The sequence below is a fragment of the Brevibacterium sp. LAARM3_SD1 genome, from assembly GCF_057364765.1.
The window spans coordinates 74,816-93,532 of record NZ_JBNFOL010000012.1; the positions used below are offsets into that span (position 1 = coordinate 74,816).

Genomic DNA, 18,717 nt, shown 5'->3' on the forward strand with positions numbered 1-18,717 from the left:
GCAGGCGTGGATGATGCCGGCTACGACGACGATCTTCTCGCAGACATCAATGACGAGGACAACGGCGACGGACCCGACCACGATTACATTCGTGCGATCGCCGATGAACTTACGGCCTCATCCATCACTGACCTCGGATGCGGTACAGGAATTCTGACTGACCCCCTGGCGAAAAAGGGACGCCGGATTGTCGGCATCGACCCGGCCGCTACGATGTTGTCGCGTGCAGCATCACGACCCGGGGGAGACCAGGTCGAATGGCGATTGGGCACCTCTGAACTCCTTGACCGCGACGCCGATGATCTGATCATCATGAGCGGAAACGTCGCTATGCACATCGTCGGCGAAGCATGGGAGACAACTCTGCTCGACATCGCTCAAGGTCTGAAGCCCGGCGGGCGGCTCGTCTTTGAGACCCGCAACCCGCAACCCGCAAGCAGAAGCGTGGACAGCTTGGGGCGGACCTAACGTGGTGCGCGAGACTTCGGTCGGCAAGTTGCGTGAGTCCGAATCTGTTACCGGGCCAGACACCGATGGAACTGTCACGCTGAAGAGCACTCACGAGTTCATCGACGCGGAGCGAACCATTGAAACTACTCTGCGACTGCGCTTCCGGTCTGCCGAAACCCTGCGGCGTGATCTTTACTCAGCAGGGTTGCGGATAGAGAATATGTGGAGCGAATGGAGCCGGACTCCTTTCTCTGGGTCGGCGGAAGAACGCTTGATCATTGTGGAAGCGAGCAAAGGATTCGACTGATCACCGGTCGATTCGGGCGGGTGCGCGAACTAAGCTGGGATCGACCAGAGAGTCGATGAGCTGAAGGAGTAAAACCATGATCTTCATCGTTGTGAAGTATGATGTCAAACCCGAAAGCGTCGAGAAGTTCCCCGAGGCAGTGCGTGCCTTCACCGAGGCGACCCGTGCCGAACCCGGCAACCTCTTCTTCGAATGGTCGAAGAGTCTGGAGAACCCGAACGAGTTCGTCCTCGTCGAAGCGTTCACCGACGAGGGTGCCGAACCGCACGTCACCAGCGATCACTTCGCTGCCGGCCTCGAAGCCATGCGCCCGCATCTGGTCTCGACCCCGAAGATCATCTCCCGCAAGATCGACGGCGAAGGCTGGGACGAGATGGGCGAACTCAAGATCGACTGATCGCCTTCCGAGCCTTCAAACGGGGCCGATCGGGCGAATAGACTTCTGCCATGGCGACCAAAGCGCAGAACATCGCATCGATCGAAAAGGCACTCGGCGAACCATGGGCCGACACCCGTGCTCGTCTAGAAGCAGCCGGGGGAGCGTCGGCGAGTCATAAAGAACTCGCCGACGCTCTCTATCCTCAGTTCGACGGCAGAGTCGACAACCACGGCTGGTGGGTCCAAGGCGCCGTCGTCGCCTATGAGCAGGAGATCGGCCGGCGCGTGCCCGGTCAACGTGCCGATGGCACCTTCGACGTCGCCGTGTCACGCACCATCCCCGGCAATCGTTCCGAACTCATCGAACAGTTCGCCTCCTTGGTCGGCGATACCCTCAACGAGGTGGCCCTCGATGGTGATCCCCGCACTTCGGAGACGGCGAAACGTTCGTTCTGGCGAGCGAATCTTGACGGCGGCATCAAGGTCGAAGCCGCCGCCGAGACGAAGAGCGAAGACAAGACGCTCTTCGTCCTCACCACATCGAAGCTGCCCAGCCCCGAGGCGCTCGAGGAATGGCGGGCCTTCGGCAAGGACTTCCTCAAGCAGCTCTGACGATTCCGTCTCGTCTCGGCCGATGCGGTCTCAGCCGATGATCGGGTTCCAGACTCCGAGTACATGAGCCGCTCCGATCGCGACCCCGCAGACTGCCAGGCTGATCACCACCGCCACGGCATCTCGGGTCGCAAAATTCGACCGCCGGCGCCACGTGCGTCCCGGCCGTCCGAAAGCCCGACCTTCCATCGCCATCGCCAAGGTCGTTGCCCGGCGAATCGAGACCACGAGCAGAACGAACACCCCGCTGAAGAGGCTGCCCGTGCGCCGCAGCAGCGAACCGCCGGCGACGCCTCTGGCCCGCCTGGCCATCGCCAGCACCTGCCATTCGCTGACCAACAGCCCGAGCAGACGCGAGGCCGCGAGAACCGAGACCACAACGACCTCGGGCAGACGCAGATGCTGGATGAGCGCATCGGCGAGGTCACGCGGATCGATCGTCGAGGCGAGCACGATGAGCGGGATCGCCAACGCCAGGGCGCGCACGAAGATCGCTGCGGCAGCCGCCAACGACCCCGTAGTGAACAGGATCGGACCGAAGTCGACGACCACATCTCCGGACTTCTCCGCCAACAGTGCAGTGCCCCAGGCAGCGAGCAGAGCAGCGGCGGGCAAGAACCACAGCCGCTTGGCTGCCGCCCCGAGATCGAGGCCAGTCGCCGGCAGAGCCAGCAATGCCGCCAACAGCACCACACCGGCAGAGACCAGATCGATGCTCAACAGGGCACCGACCATGAGGATCAGCGCGACTGCGATCTTCGTCAGCGGATTGCACCGACCCAATGCGGTGGAATGCACCACGGGGATGAGTTGCCCCGGATCTTCAACGGCAACCTCGGGGGAGGGGCGAGTGCGCTGATCGAGACTCTCACTCACCGGGATCACCGGCCCTGACCGAAGAAGCCGACTCGTTGCCAGACCCTCGTTCTGCACTATTGCTGTCACCGAGTTCGAGGAGATCGGCCCCGATGGCCACGAGGAATGCGTGATCATGGCTGACCGCGACCACAGCAGAGCCGTGCTCTAGGGCATCGAGGAACATCTCCACCAGCCCCGCCCAGGTCAGCGCATCCTGACCGAAGGTGGGTTCATCGACGATGAGCACCTTTGGCCGGGGAGCCAACATCGCCGCCACCGACAGACGTCGCTTCTCTCCACCGGAGAGACTCTGCGGATGAGCGTGCGCCAACCCGGTGAGACCGAGGCCCTCGAGAAGTTCATCCACTCGTGCCTGCGAATCGGCGGCAGACCACCCTGCCAGGCGGGGACCCAGCTCGAGTTCGGACGCCACGCTCGAGGTGAGGAACTGGTGTGCCGGTTCCTGGAATACGATGCCGATGCGCGCGGCCAACTGCTTCGACGTCCAGGCGAACGGACGGGCCCGTTTAGCGCCTTCCCGCAGGGCCGCCTCGGCGAGGACCTGCCCGGAGAATTCGGGCAGCAGACCTGCCAAGGTCAGGGCCGTGGTCGACTTTCCGGTCCCGTTCGCGCCGACGATTCCGAGTGCCTGACCGGCACGCAGGCTCAGCTCCATACCGGCCGCTGCGGGGGTGGTCATGCGAGGCCGAGCAACGCTGAGCCGATCGGTGCGCAGCAGAACCTCGCCGAGGCGACCGGACGTCCTGCCGATTCCGTCGGTTCCGCCTCGGCGCGGGGTGGGGGAGTCCTGCGGCATCCAAATGCCGCAGTCGATGAGCACGTCGGTCAGCTCCGGATCGGTGAAGATCTGATCGGGCGGACCTTGGACGACGATGCCCTCGCGGCCGAGGACGATGACGCGGTCGATGTGATCGATCCACAGCTCCACCCGGTGTTCGACGACGAGCATGGTCGCCGCGGTCTCGGCCTGCACGGTGAGCACGGCGTCGCGGACCTCGGTCGCCGAGGCGGGATCGATATTGGCGGTCGGTTCGTCGAGGACGATGACCTCGGGAGCCATCGCATGGATCCCGGCCAGAGCCAGCCGCTGCTTCTGCCCGCCGGACAAAGCCGCACTCGGACGGTCCGGAGGCAGATCGAGTCCCAGCGCTCGCAGGGACTTCAGCGTCTGGGCCTCGATTGTCTCGGCCGGGAATCCGAGGTTCTCCATCCCGAACGCCACATCATCACCGATGCGGGAGAAGATCACCTGCGAATCGGGATCTTGGAGGACCAGCCCGGTGCTGCCTCGGCGAGGATCCGGTTTCTCGCCGCCGACGAGGAGTTCACCGGTGGCCTCACCTGATTCCTCGGGCAGGACGCCTGCGACAGCGTGAAGGATTGTCGATTTGCCGGCTCCGGAGGCGCCGAGCAGCAGCACTTTCTCACCGGCGGCGATCTGTAGATTGAGCGGACCGACCGCAGGCTGATCACGGTCGGCGTGAGTCCACGAGAAGCCGGAAGCAGTGATCGGCAGTGCCATCAGCGCAGGCGGCCGGAGGCGAAGGAGCCCAGCGCTCCGGTGGCTGCGATCGCGCGGTAGGCGAACCAAGCGCCGATTCCGGAGATGACGAGACCGGAGACGATCGCGCAGACCGCGTAGATCGCCTGGAAGCCGAACTGCCATTCGGCGTTGTACATGATGTTCTCGCTCACGGCCATGAACGCCGCGGCCAGCATCCCCGAGGCCGCGGTGACCCACAGGGTGAAGCGCTTGTAGCCGAAGGCGGCGAAGACGAGTTCGGCACCGAGGCCCTGCAGCAGTCCCGAGAGCAGAACTGTCGCTCCGAAGTGAGAGCCGAGGACGGCCTCGACGATGGCGGCGATGAGTTCGCACAGCAACGCAGCACCGGGTTTGCGGATGATCGCCCCGGCCAGCGGGCCGGCAAGGACCCAGAGCCCGGCGATGAGGCCGATCGACGGCGGGAAGGCCTGGAAAGCGAGTTCGAGGACCTTCCAGCTCAGCGCCAGCACCCAGAACACGAGTCCCACGGCGATGCCGAGGACGGCGGTGGTGACATAGTCGACCACTCGCCACTGTTTGGATTTCGGCGCCGCGGTGAAGGCGTGTGAAGGGGTGGCGGTGGTTTTCGGTACGGCGGTATTCGGCATTGTGCCTCCTCTTTTCAAGGAGGGGTGAAGAGTCTCGACTTCCTTCGGCGGTGCTGACCGCATCAGGTTCGAGGGTCTGCAGCTTCTTCTGCACTCTCAGCGCCCCTGACGGCGCTCCCCTGTCGTAGCCACCACTGTACAACAGGGGAGCGCGGCAGCGACCGGGATCGGAAGCGAAGCGGGGGCCGGGATCGGTTATCGAGTATTCACTTGCCGTTCCCTCGTTCGTCGACGGGCTTCGAACGACCGGACACTACTGATCAGTAGGAATATGCGGGTGAACACTCAACGACTCAAGCGACCGCTCAGTGCCCTGTCCGCCGCCACTCTGCTCGCTGCCATGGTGGCAGCGCCGGTGCCCGTTCGGGCCGAACCATCGCTCGGTTCAGGCGGGCCCGGCTCGACCGCGAGCCAGAGCCCCAGTCAGGATCCGAGCCAGACCCCAAGCCAAGGCCCGGGGCAGAACCGAACGGAATCGCCCGCCGAGGCGGATGCGGGAAGCGAGGCGATCACCGATCCCGTGCTGCAGGTCGGGGCCGATTCCATGGCCCGCAACCTCTCGTGGATGAGTGAGAGCTCCGGCGGGGGAGAAGTCCGTTGGGCGCCGGCCAGTGAGCTCGAGGGCGGTGAGCTGCCTGCTGACGCCGAAACAGCCGAGACCACGGACTCCGGGCTGGCCACCGATCTCAAACGTCACTTCAACCATGCGATCATGACCGGCCTCGAGCCCGACACCGAATACGCCTACCAGGTCGGCAGCGAAGAGGACGGATTCACCGAGGTGCAGCAGTTCACCACGGGAGACGTCGGAGGTGACGACGAATTCCTCGTCTTCGGTGACCCGCAGGTCGGCGCCGGTGGCGGAGACCCCGACGACGCCGCCGGTTGGGACCGGACACTGAGTTCGGCAGCGGCCACCGCCGACGACCCGAGCTTCTTCTACTCGCTGGGAGACCAGGTCAACTCCGCGGGCAACCAGGAACAGTACGCCCAGTACCTGGCGCCGGAGGCGACTCGGACGATCCCGCAGGCGACGACGATCGGCAACCACGATGTGTCATCGAAGGCCTACGAACAGCACTTCAACCGGCCCAATGTCAGCCAGGACCACGGCGGCGGTGGCGTCATCACCTCCGGAGGCGACTACTGGTTCATCGAGGAAGGCGTCCTGTTCCTCAACATCAACTCCAACAGCTCGGATATGGATGCCCACGCCGAGTTCATCGACGAGGTCGTCGCCGAGCACGGAGACCAAGCACGTTGGACGGTGCTCGGATTTCACCACTCGATCTATTCGACCGCGACTCATTGGAACGACCTCGACGTGAAGCGGCTGCGGAAGGCGATCCCGCCGGTCGCTGCTCGCAATGACATCGACCTCGTCGTCTCCGGCCACGACCACATCTATAACCGCACCTTCCTCATGGATGGTGAAGGCAAGCCCGTCGAGGGCTCCGAAGCGGGAGCCGAGGAAGAGAAGGAAGACGGACAGACGCTCTACCTCACGCTGACCTCGTCGTCGGGGTCGAAGTTCTATGACTACGTTCCCGGCCTCGATTGGGAAGGCAAGAGCGTCCACAACGACGTTCCCGCGTTCACCCGGGTCCAGGTCAGCGACGAAGCGCTGCGGGCGACGACCTATGAGGTGCCAGTAGGCAGTGCACCGGCCGACGGTGGGCAGGCGCAGGCAGCCGCCGAGCAGATCGACGATGTCGAACTCAGGCGCGCCGAGGCGGAGGAGCCCGACCCGGGTGACGATGCCAGTGCCGACGCGGACGGCGGAGCCGGCGCAGATGGTGCCGATGCCGGCGCGGACGGCGACGACGCTGAGGCAGGAGCGGGCGCCGACGCTGCAGCAGCAGAGGACGGTGCTGAAACGGCTGACTCCGATGGAGGCACAGGCGCGACCGGCTCGGATGCTGACGCTGATGCTGCAGGTGCCGACGTCGGACAGGATGCCGATGGAACGGGAGACGACGCGGACGCCGGAACCGCGGGCGCCGAAGCGGACAGCGCTGAGAGCGGCACGGAAACTGCCGACTCCGAAGGCGGCGCCGGCTCGACCGGCTCAGAATCCGACTCAGGCACCGCGGCGAACGCCGCGGGAACGGCCGATGATTCGGATTCCTCCGGGACCACCTCGGCGGGTGGAGACGGAGATCTGCCCCGCACCGGCGGCGGGCTCGCACTGCCCTTGGCCGCCGGCGCGGGAGCACTGGCACTCGGTGCGGCTCTGTTGATTGCCAGCCGTCGCCGCCGCGGCGCCGGACTCAGCTGATCAGTCCGGCGCTGCTGATCAGCTCGGCACCACCATGACCGGACCCTCGGCGTGGTTGAGGACCCCGCGCGAGACGGATCCCAGCAGAGCGCTGCGGATCCATCCGCGCCCGCGGGTGCCCATCACGGTCAGCTGTGCGCGCGAGCTGATCTCGACGAGGGTTTCGGTGGGATCGCCGACCGGTACCGAGGTGGTCACCGTCAGATCCGGGAACTGCTCGGACAGTGTCGCAGCTTCCTTCTCCAGGCCTTCGGTCAGCTGCTTCTGCCGACGCGCGGTGACCTCGGAGCTGAGCTCGAGGTCGGGGTACCAGTAGAGCCATTCCTCACCGGCCGGCAGCACCACGACGAGTTCGAGCTCAGCCCCGCGAGTGCCGGCTTCGGCAGCCGCCGTGAACATCGCGACCCGACCGGTGTCAGAGCCGTCGACGGCAACAACCACCGGGCCCGAGTCCGCGGACGCCGAGGTCGATCGTTCGGGAACGACGATCGTCGGGCAGTGCGCATGGGCCGGCAGAGCCGTGGACACGGATCCGAGGACGCGGCCCATGAATCCGCCGCGTCCGCGAGCACCGACGATGACGACTTCGGCGTCGGCACTGAGCGTGACGAGCACACCGGCGGAGTTTCCCGGCGCGGTGCGGAAGGACTTCTCACCGGAGTAGTCGCGCAGGAGTTCGACCGCCTCGGTGAGGGTCTTCTCTGCTTCCTTCTTCGCCTTGTCATCCTCGGGTTCGCTGGGGATGGAGGCCATATTCGGGTAGATCATCGTCGGCAGCTCATAGGCGGTGACGACGGTGAGAACGGTCCTGCGACGTTTCGCCTCGATGGCGCCGTAGCGGACGGCTTGAGCGGCGAGTTCGGAGCCGTCGAAGCCGACGAGGACGCCGAGTTCGAGATTCAGGCCGGATTCGGACGAACTGGTTTGAGCAGACATCTCGCACCTCTCGATCGGGGCCTGTCCAACCCAGACGCCGACGACGGCCCCGACTGGCGGTATCGTCCGCGTCCTCTTCAGTCTACCAAGACTGTTCTACAAGATGTAGAAAAAGCGTGCGGCGAGAAGCTGCGTCTCACCTGGGCGCGCCGCGGCTCAGACGCGGAAGCCCAGGTGAGCCAGCGCAATGCGCAGAATGTGGTCCTGGCCGTAGCAGAGCTCGCCCACGATATCGGGACGCAGGGTCTCCTCGGGGGTCAGCCAATCGAGGCTGAGCGCATCGGCTCGCGGAGTGCATTCGCCGCGGACCTCCATGATGAAGCACATGGCGATCGCATGCTGGCGCGGGTCGTGGAGGAGCGACGATCCTTCGGTGGGGAAGTACTCGGCGATGTGGAACGGGGCGATCGCGGGCGGGATGACCGGCAGCGCCATCGGGCCCAGGTCGTTCTCGGCGTGACGCACCAGTGCGGTTCGGATGGTCTCGTGGAAGCGGATCCGCCCGCCGACGAGCTCTCGCCCCAGAGTTCCGTCCTCGAGGCTGCGCAGCAGAAGGCCGATGCGCTCGACATTGCCCGTCTCGCCCACCCGCACGGGGATGGCGTTGACATAGGGAATCGGGATGCGTCTGCGCAGGCGCGCGTATTCCGCGTCGTCGAACCAGTTCTCGTCGAAGTCCAGGGCAGTCCGAGTCATGACCCAATATTCCCACAACCATCCCTCTCTGCAGAAGAGTCTGGAGGCCCTGTTGATGAACTGGGACACGTATCGGGTAAAGTATCTTGATGTCGAGATAAATTTCCGACCGCTCATCATCACGAGAAGTGACGTGGCCTACAGTTGTGTCAGCACTCTCTGACCGGAACCGGTCAAGGACGTATGAAGGGGTAACCATGATCAATCATGAAGTCCGTACCTACAAGAGCTCAGAGAACCTGGCTCGCGAAGATCAGCTCGCCTGGAAGATCGCCGAGGTCGCATCCGATCCGACTCCGGTCGACTCCGACGTCACCGAGATGGTCATCAACCGCGTCATCGACAACGCCGCCGTGGCAGCAGCCTCGGTGCGCCGCTCCGCTCCGACCCACGCTCGCGAGCAGGCCCAGACCCACCCGTTCAACCCCGGCGCCAACATCTTCGGCCTGCCGGTGAGCGACCGCTTCTCCCCGGAATGGGCCGCTTGGGCCAACGGTGTGGCCGTGCGCGAACTCGATTTCCACGACACCTTCCTCGCCGCAGAGTACTCGCATCCCGGTGACAACATCCCGGCTGTGCTCGCAGTCGCCCAGCACAAGGGCATCGGCGGCAAGGACCTCATCAACGGCATCGCCACCGGCTACGAGATCCAGGTCGACCTCGTCAAGGGAATGTGCCTGCACGAGCACAAGATCGACCACGTCGCCCACCTCGGCCCATCGGCAGCCGCCGGTATCGGCGCACTGCTCCACCTGCCCACCGAGGTCACCTTCCAGGCCGTGCAGCAGGCGCTGCACGTGACCACCGCGACCCGTCAGTCGCGCAAGGGCGAGATCTCGTCCTGGAAGGCCCACGCTCCGGCCTTCGCCGGCAAGATGGCCGTCGAGTCCGTCGACCGTGCGATGCGCGGCGAGGGTGCTCCGAACCCGATCTACGAAGGTGAGGACGGCTTCATCGCTTGGATCCTCTCCGGTCCCGAGGCCCGCTACACCATCCCGCTGCCGGGCAAGGGCGAAGCGAAGCGCGCGATCCTCGACACCTACACCAAGGAGCACTCGGCCGAGTACCAGGCTCAGGCGCTCATCGACCTCGCCCGCAAGCTCGGCGGACAGATCGAGGACCTGTCGAAGATCAAGCGGGTCGTCATCCACACCTCGCACCACACCCACTACGTCATCGGCACCGGTGCGAACGATCCGCAGAAGATGGATCCGCAGGCCAGCCGTGAGACCCTCGACCATTCGATCATGTACATCTTTGCCGTAGCCATGCAGGACCAGGGCTGGCACCACGAGCGCTCGTATGCTCCCGAGCGCGCCGGCCGTCCCGACACCGTCGAGCTGTGGCACAAGATCGAGACCACCGAGGATCCCGAGTGGACCCGCCGCTACCACTCGATCGACCCGAACGAGAAGGCCTTCGGCGGACGCGTGGAGATCGAATTCGAGGACGGCTCGACGCTGACCGACGAAATCGCCGTCGCAGACGCCCACCCGTTCGGAGCGCGTCCCTTCGCCCGTGCGAACTACATCGAGAAGTTCAAGACTCTGGCCGAGGGCATCGTCTCCGACTCGGAGCAGGCCCGTTTCATCGACCTCGCCGAGAACCTCGAGAGCCTCGACGCCAAGGGCGTGGGCGAACTCAGCTTCGTCGTCGACGGGCTCGAGCACAGCGGATCGAAGGGCATCTTCTGATGCTCGGCGCACAGGCAACCCCCGCCGAGCGCCGCGCCAAGTTCCGCGAGCTGCTCGCCGGTGATCAGATCGTCCAGTTCCCCGGCGCCATCAACCCGATCAACGCTCAGATCATCGAGCAGACCGGCTTCGAAGGCGTCTACATCTCCGGAGGCGCGTTCTCCGCGGCCATGGGTCTGCCCGATATCGGGCTGACCACCCTCACCGAGGTGGCCGACCACGGACGCAACATCGCCCGAGTCACGAACCTGCCGACCTTCATCGACGCCGACACCGGATGGGGCGAAGCCATGAATGTGGCCCGCACGGTCCAGGAGTTCGAGGACGCCGGAATCTCCGGAATGCACCTGGAGGACCAGGTCAATCCGAAGCGCTGCGGCCACCTCGACGGCAAGGAGGTCGTGACCGCGGCCGAGATGTCCAAGCGCATCAAGGCCGCCGTCAAGGGGCGCCGGGACGAGAACTTCGTCATCTGCGCCCGCACGGACTCGCGCGCCGGGGAAGGTCTCGACGCCGCCATCGACCGGGCGAAGGCCTATGCCGATGCGGGTGCTGACATGATCTTCCCCGAGGCGATGCGCGATCTCGGAGAGTTCGAGAAATTCGCCTCCAGCGTCGATGTGCCGATCCTGGCGAACATGACGGAATTCGGAAAGAGCGAACTGTTCACCACCGAACAGTTGGCGAATGTCGGAGTCAAACTTGTGATCTACCCGGTCACGACTCTGCGCATCGCCATGGGTGCGATCAGATCGGGCCTGCAGACCATTCGGGACAAGGGCACTCAGGTGGACCTGCTCGAGGGCATGCAGACCCGTGCGGACCTGTATGACACGATCGACTATGCGGCGTACAACGATTTTGACTCCGCAGTCTTCAACTTCTCACAGGAGGGTCACCAGTGACCGAAGAAATCAAGAAGGGCCTCGCCGGTGTCGTCGTCGACACCACCGCAGTGTCCAAAGTGGTCCAGGAGACCAACTCGCTGACCTACCGCGGCTACCCCGTGCAGGAGCTCGCCGCCAAGCGCAGCTTCGAGGACGTCGCCTACCTCATCTGGAACGGCGAACTGCCCACCGAGGCGCAGCTGGCAGAATTCCAGGAGCGCGAGCGCGCTCAGCGTGCCGTCGATGACAAGCTCGTCCAGCTCATCCTCGACCTGCCCAAGGACTGCCACCCGATGCACGTCGTGCAGACGGCCGTGGCCTACCTGGGCGCCGTCGACCCCGAGGCCGACACCGAGGGCGCCGAGGCGAACCTGGCCAAGGCCGAGCGTCTCTACGCCCAGCTGCCGACGATCGTGGCCATCGACCACCGTCGCCGTCACGGACTCGACCCCATCGCACCGACGAAGGACCTCGGCTACGCCGCGAACTTCTTCAAGATGGTCTTCGGCGAAGTTCCCGCCGAGGAGGTCGTGCGCTGCTTCGATGTGTCGATGATCCTCTACGCCGAGCACTCGTTCAACGCCTCGACCTTCACCGGTCGCGTCATCACCTCGACCACATCGGACCTGTATTCGGCAGTCGCCGGTGCCGTCGGTGCGCTCAAGGGCCCGCTGCACGGCGGAGCGAACGAAGCCGTCATGGCGATGCTCGAAGAGGTCGGCACCGCCGACAAGGCTTCGGCCTGGATCGACGAGGCACTGGCCAAGAAGGCGAAGATCATGGGCTTCGGCCACCGCGTGTACAAGAACGGCGATTCGCGCGTTCCCACCATGCGCAAGGCCTTCGAGGACATGGTCGCGGCCAAGGGCGCGAACGATCTGCTCGATCTGTACAACACCTTCGAAGAGGACTTCGTCGGGCGCAAGGGCATCTACCCGAACCTCGACTACCCGTCGGGCCCGGCCTACCACCTCATGGGCTTCGACACCGAGCAGTTCACCCCGATCTTCGTGATGGCCCGCATCACCGGTTGGACCGCTCATATCTTCGAGCAGCAGGCGAACAACGCCCTCATCCGTCCTCTCAGCGCCTACAACGGTGAGGACCAGCGCGAGGTTCCCGACAACCGGGGCTGACCTCTCGAAAGGCAGAACACACATGAGACCAGACGGTTCATACCGTCCGGTCGATCTCGAGGGTTTCGACTTCGCCGTCACCGGTGGAGTCGGAACCCTCGTCATTGATCGGACCGAAAAGCGCAATGCCATCTCCCGGCCCATGTGGAGGGCGCTGCCGCAGATCATCGCGAACGTCGACGCCGACGATTCGATCGGTGCGCTCGTGATCACCGGGGCCGGCGGGCACTTCTCCGCCGGTTCGGACATCGCCGACCTCAATGTGCCGCTCGACGACTTCTGGGAACTCAACTCCACCGCCGAGGCGGCCCTGGCGAACTCGCGGACCCCGACGATCGCAGCAATCACCGGCAACTGTGTGGGCGGGGGAACGGAGATCGCCGCGGCCTGCGATATCCGCATCGCCGCCCCGGGATCGATCTTCGGCGTCACCGCGGCCAAGCTCGGGCTCGTCTACCCGGCCGGCCCCACGAAGCGCCTGGCTCAGATCCTCGGCGATGCCTGGGCGAGGTATCTGCTGATCACGGCCTCGATCGTGAAGTTCGAGAAGATGGCCGAACTCGGCTTCTTCCACGAAGTCTCCGACAACCCGTTGGAGGCCGCGCAGGCACTGGGGGAGCGGATCGTGGGACTGTCCCGACTCAGCCAGGTCGGAGCCAAAGCGATCCTCGACGGTGAGCTGGCCGAGGACACACAGCCGCCTCGGTGGCTCGATGAGGCCTACCGGGCAGAGATCACCCGCGGTCAGGAAGCGTTCTTCGCCAAGGAACCGCCGGACTTCGGCTTCACCAAAACTGCCTGGCAGGCCGGTTCCGAAGTCCGTGGGCACGGAGTCCCACGGAGAGGATAAACTGAGCGAATGCGCCTAGCAGTCCTCGATATCGGCTCCAACAGCGTCCACCTCCTGGTCGTCGACGCCCACGTCGGAGCACCGCCCCTGCCGGCCACCTCGCACAAGGAGGTGCTCCGACTCGCGGAGTACTTAGGCGATGACGGATCGATCGATGCCGAAGGGCAGGAACGGCTGCGTTCCTTCATCACCGATGCCGTCGAGATTGCCGAGGATCAGGGAGCGGAGCAGATCCTCGCATTCGCCACTTCGGCGGTCAGGGAAGCTCCGAACGGGATCGGTCTCATCGAATCGATCAACGCTCAGCTCGGGGTCACCCTCAACGTCATGTCGGGCCGCGACGAAGCCCGCGTGACCTTCCTCGCCGCCCGCCGTTGGTTCGGATGGTCGGCCGGGAAGATCCTGCTGCTCGACATCGGCGGCGGTTCACTGGAGATCGCGGCCGGTCAGGACGAATACCCGCAGGCAGCTGTTTCGATCCCACTCGGCGCCGGACGCACCTATTCGGACTTCCTGCCGGACCCGGTGCCCGCCGCAGAAGACATCCACCGCCTGCGCAAGCATGCCCGGGCGCAGATCGGACGTATCGCCGGCGACATCAATCGGGTCGGAGTGCCTGACCAGGTCGTCGGTTCGTCGAAGACCTTCCGCTCCCTGGCGCGCATCGCCGGTGCCGCTCCGAGCGGCGACGGAATCTATGCTCCCAGGAAGCTCTTCCGCCGCGACCTCGAAGGCATCATCGACACCCTCGCATCCCGTACCCCCGAAGAGCGGGCGACCCTGCCCGGCGTCTCCGAGGCGCGTGCCGGTCAGGTGCTGGCCGGAGCGATCGTCGCCGAGGCGGCCTTCACGATCTTCGATATCGGCGTGATGAACATCTCCCCATGGGCGCTGCGCGAAGGCATCATCATGCGCAAACTCGACCTCCTCGACTCTGCCGAGCAGTCCTCGGCGATGCGCGTGGAGACCGTCTCCGCCCTCGACTGAGCCGCCCTCACGGACCTCGCAACGGCTGCCCGTCACGCCGCGCTTCGGCCGCCGATCTCAGCAGGCTTTCGCTACTGGTCGGTATCGCCGTTCAGAATAGCCTGCTAGTTTTTGATTATTCGCCGTAGTGCGCCCTCGGCATCAACCTCTGGGGTGACAATGGTGAATGACAACAACGTCTGAAAGAAAGCGCGCTTCTGCCGATGCGAAATGGTGAGCTGTCCCCGAACTTCCGTGACCAGGCACTCGAGACACTGAAGAAGACGAGCGCGGCCGACCCGCTCGACGTCTTCGTCGTCGGTGGGGGAGTGACGGGAGCAGGATCGGCCTTCGACGCAGCTACGCGCGGACTCAAAGTCGGTGTCGTCGACGCGAAGGACTGGGCTTCGGGAACCTCCTCTCGATCATCGAAGCTCATGCACGGCGGACTGCGCTACCTCGAGATGCTCGACTTCAAACTCGTCGCCGAGGCTCTGAAGGAACGCGATCTGCTGCTCCAGCACACCGCGCCCCACCTCGTCGAACCCGTCGCCTTCGTCTTCCCCTTCGAACACCGCCTCATCGACCGTGCCTTCATCGGCTCCGGAGTGTTGCTCTACGACACGATGGCCACCGGCCCGGCCGCAAACGCGCCGTGCCGATGCACCGGCACCTGGGCAAGAAGGCACTGAGCTCACACTTCCCGGGCCTGGCCGATGACGCCGCCGTCGGAGCCCTCGAATACTACGACGCGAAGGTCGACGACGCCCGCTTCGTCATGACCCTGGTCCGTTCGGCTGTGAGCTACGGAGCCGCAGCCGCCAACCACGTCTCCGTCATCGGCTACCTCCACGACGGCGACCAGGTCACCGGCGTGCACGCCCGGGACGAGATCAGCGGTGAGGAATTCGACATCCACGCCCGCCGCACCATCCTCGCCGGAGGCGTCTGGACCGAAGAGCAGCAGGATCTGGCGAAGGCCGACGCCGGGCTCAAGGTGCTCGCCTCCAAGGGCGTGCACATCACCGTGGCCGAAGACAAGATCAAGGCCGACCCGAACACCGGAATCATCTCGAAGACGGAGAAATCCGTCCTCTTCGTCATCCCCTGGGAAGGCTATTGGGTCATCGGCACCACCGACACCCCGTGGAACGAAGACGTCGACGCCCCGGTGGCGACCTCGCAGGACATCGACTACCTGCTCGAACACGCCAACGCCATCCTCGCCGACAAACTCACCCGCGAGGATGTCATCGGCGTCTACTCCGGACTGCGGCCGCTGCTCCAGCCGGTCGTCAAAGAGGGACAGGCTTCGACGAAGGTCTCCCGCGAACACACCGTCATGGAGGTCGAGCCGGCTCTGGCCGCGATCGCCGGAGGAAAGTTCACCACCTACCGAGTGATGGCCGAAGACGCCGTCGACTTCGTCCTCGGCGACGATGCGAAGGACCGCCGGTCACTCACCGAATCGGTGCCGCTGCTCGGTGCCCAGGGAGTGGGTGCGCTGCGGCGCGGCCAGTCCGGGATCGCAGAGAAGTACGGCTGGGACGAAGACCGCGTCAAACGGCTCATCCGCCGCTACGGCACCCTCATCGAGGATCTTCTCGACCTCGTCGATGAGGATCCCGAACTCGGTCAGCCGCTGGAAGGCGCCGAACGCTACCTGCGCGTCGAAGCCCACTACGCAGCCGCCGCGGAGGGGGCCGTCCACCTCAGTGACATCCTGGAGAGGCGGATGCGGCTGAACTACGAAGCCGCGGACCGGGGGAAGAACGCCGCCGAGGCGGTCGCTGCCATCGTCGCACCGGTCCTCGGCTGGGACGCCGATCGTCAGTCGACCGAGGTCGAGGACTTCCATACCCACGTCGACGCCCAGGTCGCGGCCGAGTCCACCGACGACGACGCCTCGGCGGCGGCCCTGGTCGGGGAGACTCTCCACTGAACCGTGCACAGCGAAGTGCGGAACCACAACGGAATACCGACAACTGAATATCGACCGACCTCGGAGCACCCTCCGGGCCGACTATCGACCGGAACACCCACCGGAAAGACAAACAATAGGAGTTTGTGAGATATGGGCACCATCTTCCTCTTCGAGATCGCCGGTACGGCGATGCTCATGCTGCTCGGCGTCGGCGTCGTCGCCAACGTCGTCCTCGGCAAGACCAAAGGCAACGGCGGCGGCTGGCTGCTGATCTCCTTCGGCTGGGGCCTCGCGGTCTTCGCCGGTGTCTTCGTCGCCTTCAAGACCGGCGCACACCTCAACCCGGCCGTGACCTTCGGCATCCTCGCCAGCGGGGCCGAAGAATACGCTCCCGGCATCGCCGTGACCTTCGGCAATACGATCGCCTACCTGGCGGCCGAGCTGATCGGCGCGATGCTCGGAGCCGCCCTCGCCTGGGCCGTGTACAAAAAGCACTACGACGAGGAGAAGGACGCCGGGAACATCCTCGGCACCTTCTCGACCGGGCCGGAGATCCGCTCCTATGGGTGGAACTTCGTCACCGAGGTCATCGCGACCTTCGTCCTCGTGTTCGTCATCCTTCTCTTCGGCGAGACCCCGCACGAGCTCGGACCATTGGCCGTCGGCCTCCTCGTCGTCGTCATCGGTGCGTCCTTGGGCGGACCGACCGGCTACGCCATCAACCCCGCACGTGACCTCGGCCCGCGCATCGTCCACGCTCTGCTGCCGATCCCGAACAAGGGCGGCTCCGACTGGGCTTACTCGTGGGTGCCGATCGCCGGACCGCTGGTCGGCGGCGTCGTCGCCGGCCTGGCCTCCCAGGCATTCGTCTGAGTACGATCACAGACAACCGAGCACGCTCACAGACAACTGAGCAAGCTCACAGACAAACCACTTCGACACAGGAGTCAGAATGAGTCAGGAAAAGTTCATCCTCGCCATCGACCAGGGCACTACCTCGTCGCGGGCGATCGTCTTCAACTATGACGGGCAGATCGTGTCGTCCGGCCAGCTCGAGCACGAGCAGATCTTCCCTCGCGCCGGCTGGGTCGAGCACGACCCGGTTGAGATCATCAAGAACACGAACGAGGCGATCGGCCAGGCTCTCACCCGGGCGAACATCAACCGCCACCAGCTCGAAGGCGTGGGCATCACCAACCAGCGTGAGACCACCGTGATCTGGAACAAGAACACCGGCGAACCCGTCTACAACGCCATCGTGTGGCAGGATGCCCGAACCCAGAAGGTCTGCGACGAACTCGCCGGGGACGATGGACCGGACAAATACAAGGACCGGGTGGGTCTGCCGCTGGCCACCTACTTCGCCGGACCGAAGGCCAAGTGGATCTTCGACAACGTCGACGGGGTCAAGGAAGCCGCCGCGGCCGGGGACCTGCTCTTCGGCACCATGGACACCTGGGTGATCTGGAACCTCACCGGCGGAGTCAACGGCGGAATCCACGTCACCGACGTCACGAACGCCTCGCGGACGATGCTGATGAACATCGACACGCTCGACTGGAACCCCGATATCGCGGCCGATATGGGCATCCCCGTCGAGATGCTGCCCGAGATCAGGTCCTGCTCGGAGATCTACGGCTACGGGGCGAAGAACGGGCTCATCATCGACACCCCGATCTGCGGCATCCTCGGCGATCAGCAGGCGGCGACGTTCGGTCAGGCGTGCTTCGAAAAGGGGCAGGCGAAGAACACCTACGGCACCGGCAACTTCATGCTCATCAACACCGGCAATGAGCCGGTGGCCAGCAAGAACGGGCTGCTCACCACGGTCGCGTACAAGATCGGCGAGGACGAAGCCGTCTACGCACTCGAAGGATCGGTGGCCGTGACCGGTTCGCTCGTGCAGTGGCTGCGCGACAACTTCGGCATCATCAACGACGCTCCCGAGGTCGAGACCCTGGCCAAGCAGGTCGACGACAACGGCGGCTGCTATATCGTGCCCGCGTTCTCCGGACTCTTCGCCCCGCACTGGGAGTCCGATGCCGCGGTGTGATGGTGGGTCTGACACGGTATGTGAACAAGAACCACATCGCCCGTGCCGCCCTGGAATCCGTGGCCTTCCAGTCACGCGAGGTCCTCGACTCGATGAACCTCGACTCCGGTGTCGAGCTGACCGAGCTCAAGGTCGACGGAGGCATGGTCGCGAACGAGACTCTCATGCAGTTCCAGGCCGACCTCCTCGGCGTGCCCGTCATCCGACCCGAGGTCATCGAGACCACGGCGCTGGGTGCGGCGTACGCGGCGGGCATCGCCGTGAAGTTCTGGAACGGTGAGGAGGACGTGCGGAAGAACTGGCGCGAGGACAAGCGCTGGAATCCGTCGATGGACGACGAGACCGTCGACCGCCTCTACCGCCTCTGGAACAAGGCCGTCGAACGCTCCAAGGGATGGGTCGACGAGGACACCGAAACCCTCTACGGCTGAATTACTACCTGACGGTGCCAGCACCATTGCGCGAGGTTGCGTGGGCCGCCGGTCAGGATCCTCGTACTGTCTGTCAAGCAGGCGTGGCC

16 protein-coding genes, 2 pseudogenes and 1 riboswitch are annotated in these 18,717 nt (G+C 64.8%); of the genes and pseudogenes, 13 read left to right on the plus strand and 5 right to left on the minus strand.

The genetic code is table 11. The annotated features are described in order from the left end of the window. Positions 1-6 precede the first annotated feature (6 nt). From AC2W7L_RS09115 to AC2W7L_RS09130, 4 genes are all read left to right on the plus strand, one after another. Positions 7-468: a class I SAM-dependent methyltransferase gene (locus tag AC2W7L_RS09115; protein WP_486004199.1), complete on the plus strand. Its 462-nt coding sequence runs from the start codon at positions 7-9 to the stop codon at positions 466-468. A gap of 1 nt (position 469) precedes the next feature. Then, the gene (locus tag AC2W7L_RS09120) at positions 470-757 is read left to right on the plus strand and encodes a hypothetical protein (RefSeq protein ID WP_486004200.1); all 288 of its coding nucleotides are present in this window, start codon (positions 470-472) and stop codon (positions 755-757) included. Between the two features lie 76 nt (positions 758-833). Further along, the gene (locus tag AC2W7L_RS09125; RefSeq protein WP_152348523.1) at positions 834-1,154 is read left to right on the plus strand and encodes a putative quinol monooxygenase; all 321 of its coding nucleotides are present in this window, start codon (positions 834-836) and stop codon (positions 1,152-1,154) included. A 50-nt stretch (positions 1,155-1,204) separates the two neighbouring features. Then, positions 1,205-1,747 carry a hypothetical protein gene (locus tag AC2W7L_RS09130; protein ID WP_486004201.1) on the plus strand — a complete coding sequence of 181 codons (543 nt, stop codon included), beginning with the start codon at positions 1,205-1,207 and terminating at the stop codon, positions 1,745-1,747. A gap of 30 nt (positions 1,748-1,777) precedes the next feature. On the opposite strand, the gene AC2W7L_RS09135 is transcribed toward AC2W7L_RS09130, so the two are convergent. The 3 genes from AC2W7L_RS09135 to AC2W7L_RS09145 are packed head-to-tail and all read right to left on the minus strand — an operon-like array spanning position 1,778 to position 4,777. Continuing rightward, complete coding sequence (locus tag AC2W7L_RS09135) at positions 1,778-2,623, minus strand: energy-coupling factor transporter transmembrane component T family protein (RefSeq protein WP_486004202.1); 846 nt, start codon at positions 2,621-2,623, stop codon at positions 1,778-1,780. Further along, entirely contained in the window at positions 2,616-4,148 is a 1,533-nt protein-coding gene (locus tag AC2W7L_RS09140) for an ABC transporter ATP-binding protein (RefSeq protein ID WP_486004203.1), read from the minus strand. The genes AC2W7L_RS09135 and AC2W7L_RS09140 overlap by 8 nt, the downstream gene beginning before the upstream one ends. Then, a complete protein-coding gene (locus AC2W7L_RS09145; RefSeq protein ID WP_486004204.1) occupies positions 4,148-4,777 on the minus strand; it encodes an ECF transporter S component in 630 nt (209 codons plus the stop codon). The genes AC2W7L_RS09140 and AC2W7L_RS09145 overlap by 1 nt, the downstream gene beginning before the upstream one ends. A gap of 22 nt (positions 4,778-4,799) precedes the next feature. After that, positions 4,800-4,908: riboswitch (TPP riboswitch) on the minus strand. 146 nt (positions 4,909-5,054) lie between these two features. Between AC2W7L_RS09145 and AC2W7L_RS09150 the strand changes: the two genes are divergently transcribed. Continuing rightward, on the plus strand, positions 5,055-7,055 hold the full coding sequence (locus AC2W7L_RS09150) for a purple acid phosphatase family protein (protein ID WP_486004205.1): 2,001 nt from the start codon (positions 5,055-5,057) through the stop codon (positions 7,053-7,055). Between the two features lie 18 nt (positions 7,056-7,073). Here the strand turns inward: AC2W7L_RS09150 and AC2W7L_RS09155 are convergent, their stop codons facing one another. Both AC2W7L_RS09155 and AC2W7L_RS09160 read right to left on the minus strand, forming a co-directional pair. Next, positions 7,074-7,991, minus strand: a complete 918-nt coding sequence (locus AC2W7L_RS09155; RefSeq protein WP_486004206.1) for a universal stress protein — start codon at positions 7,989-7,991, stop codon at positions 7,074-7,076. 156 nt (positions 7,992-8,147) lie between these two features. Continuing rightward, positions 8,148-8,687 carry a DUF4916 domain-containing protein gene (locus AC2W7L_RS09160; RefSeq protein WP_486004207.1) on the minus strand — a complete coding sequence of 180 codons (540 nt, stop codon included), beginning with the start codon at positions 8,685-8,687 and terminating at the stop codon, positions 8,148-8,150. Between the two features lie 197 nt (positions 8,688-8,884). Here AC2W7L_RS09160 and AC2W7L_RS09165 point away from each other — a divergent pair, with 197 nt between their 5' ends. From AC2W7L_RS09165 to glpK, 8 genes and pseudogenes are all read left to right on the plus strand, one after another. Next, complete coding sequence (locus AC2W7L_RS09165; RefSeq protein WP_486004208.1) at positions 8,885-10,381, plus strand: MmgE/PrpD family protein; 1,497 nt, start codon at positions 8,885-8,887, stop codon at positions 10,379-10,381. Beyond that, the gene (gene prpB / locus AC2W7L_RS09170; RefSeq protein WP_167194477.1) at positions 10,381-11,286 is read left to right on the plus strand and encodes a methylisocitrate lyase; all 906 of its coding nucleotides are present in this window, start codon (positions 10,381-10,383) and stop codon (positions 11,284-11,286) included. The genes AC2W7L_RS09165 and prpB overlap by 1 nt, the downstream gene beginning before the upstream one ends. Beyond that, the gene (locus tag AC2W7L_RS09175; protein WP_486004209.1) at positions 11,283-12,404 is read left to right on the plus strand and encodes a bifunctional 2-methylcitrate synthase/citrate synthase; all 1,122 of its coding nucleotides are present in this window, start codon (positions 11,283-11,285) and stop codon (positions 12,402-12,404) included. The genes prpB and AC2W7L_RS09175 overlap by 4 nt, the downstream gene beginning before the upstream one ends. Before the next feature lie 22 nt (positions 12,405-12,426). Continuing rightward, entirely contained in the window at positions 12,427-13,254 is an 828-nt protein-coding gene (locus tag AC2W7L_RS09180) for an enoyl-CoA hydratase/isomerase family protein (RefSeq protein WP_486004210.1), read from the plus strand. Between the two features lie 9 nt (positions 13,255-13,263). Further along, positions 13,264-14,241: a Ppx/GppA phosphatase family protein gene (locus AC2W7L_RS09185; protein ID WP_167194483.1), complete on the plus strand. Its 978-nt coding sequence runs from the start codon at positions 13,264-13,266 to the stop codon at positions 14,239-14,241. 203 nt (positions 14,242-14,444) lie between these two features. Further along, positions 14,445-16,162, plus strand: a pseudogene (locus AC2W7L_RS09190) (glycerol-3-phosphate dehydrogenase/oxidase). 132 nt (positions 16,163-16,294) lie between these two features. Next, the gene (locus AC2W7L_RS09195; protein WP_486004211.1) at positions 16,295-17,017 is read left to right on the plus strand and encodes an MIP/aquaporin family protein; all 723 of its coding nucleotides are present in this window, start codon (positions 16,295-16,297) and stop codon (positions 17,015-17,017) included. A gap of 79 nt (positions 17,018-17,096) precedes the next feature. Next, positions 17,097-18,628, plus strand: a pseudogene (glpK, locus tag AC2W7L_RS09200) (glycerol kinase GlpK). Positions 18,629-18,717 lie beyond the last annotated feature (89 nt).

What these genes read in the sequence shown, in the direction of transcription:
- AC2W7L_RS09125 (WP_152348523.1), top strand. Translation starts at nt 834, where the DNA reads ATGATCTTCATCGTTGTGAAGTATGATGTCAAACCCGAAAGCGTCGAG.
- AC2W7L_RS09130 (WP_486004201.1), top strand. Translation starts at nt 1,205, where the DNA reads ATGGCGACCAAAGCGCAGAACATCGCATCGATCGAAAAGGCACTCGGC.
- AC2W7L_RS09140 (WP_486004203.1), bottom strand. Translation starts at nt 4,148, where the DNA reads ATGGCACTGCCGATCACTGCTTCCGGCTTCTCGTGGACTCACGCCGAC.
- AC2W7L_RS09145 (WP_486004204.1), bottom strand. Translation starts at nt 4,777, where the DNA reads ATGCCGAATACCGCCGTACCGAAAACCACCGCCACCCCTTCACACGCC.
- AC2W7L_RS09155 (WP_486004206.1), bottom strand. Translation starts at nt 7,991, where the DNA reads ATGTCTGCTCAAACCAGTTCGTCCGAATCCGGCCTGAATCTCGAACTC.
- AC2W7L_RS09160 (WP_486004207.1), bottom strand. Translation starts at nt 8,687, where the DNA reads ATGACTCGGACTGCCCTGGACTTCGACGAGAACTGGTTCGACGACGCG.
- AC2W7L_RS09165 (WP_486004208.1), top strand. Translation starts at nt 8,885, where the DNA reads ATGATCAATCATGAAGTCCGTACCTACAAGAGCTCAGAGAACCTGGCT.
- prpB (WP_167194477.1), top strand. Translation starts at nt 10,381, where the DNA reads ATGCTCGGCGCACAGGCAACCCCCGCCGAGCGCCGCGCCAAGTTCCGC.
- AC2W7L_RS09180 (WP_486004210.1), top strand. Translation starts at nt 12,427, where the DNA reads ATGAGACCAGACGGTTCATACCGTCCGGTCGATCTCGAGGGTTTCGAC.
- AC2W7L_RS09185 (WP_167194483.1), top strand. Translation starts at nt 13,264, where the DNA reads ATGCGCCTAGCAGTCCTCGATATCGGCTCCAACAGCGTCCACCTCCTG.
- AC2W7L_RS09195 (WP_486004211.1), top strand. Translation starts at nt 16,295, where the DNA reads ATGGGCACCATCTTCCTCTTCGAGATCGCCGGTACGGCGATGCTCATG.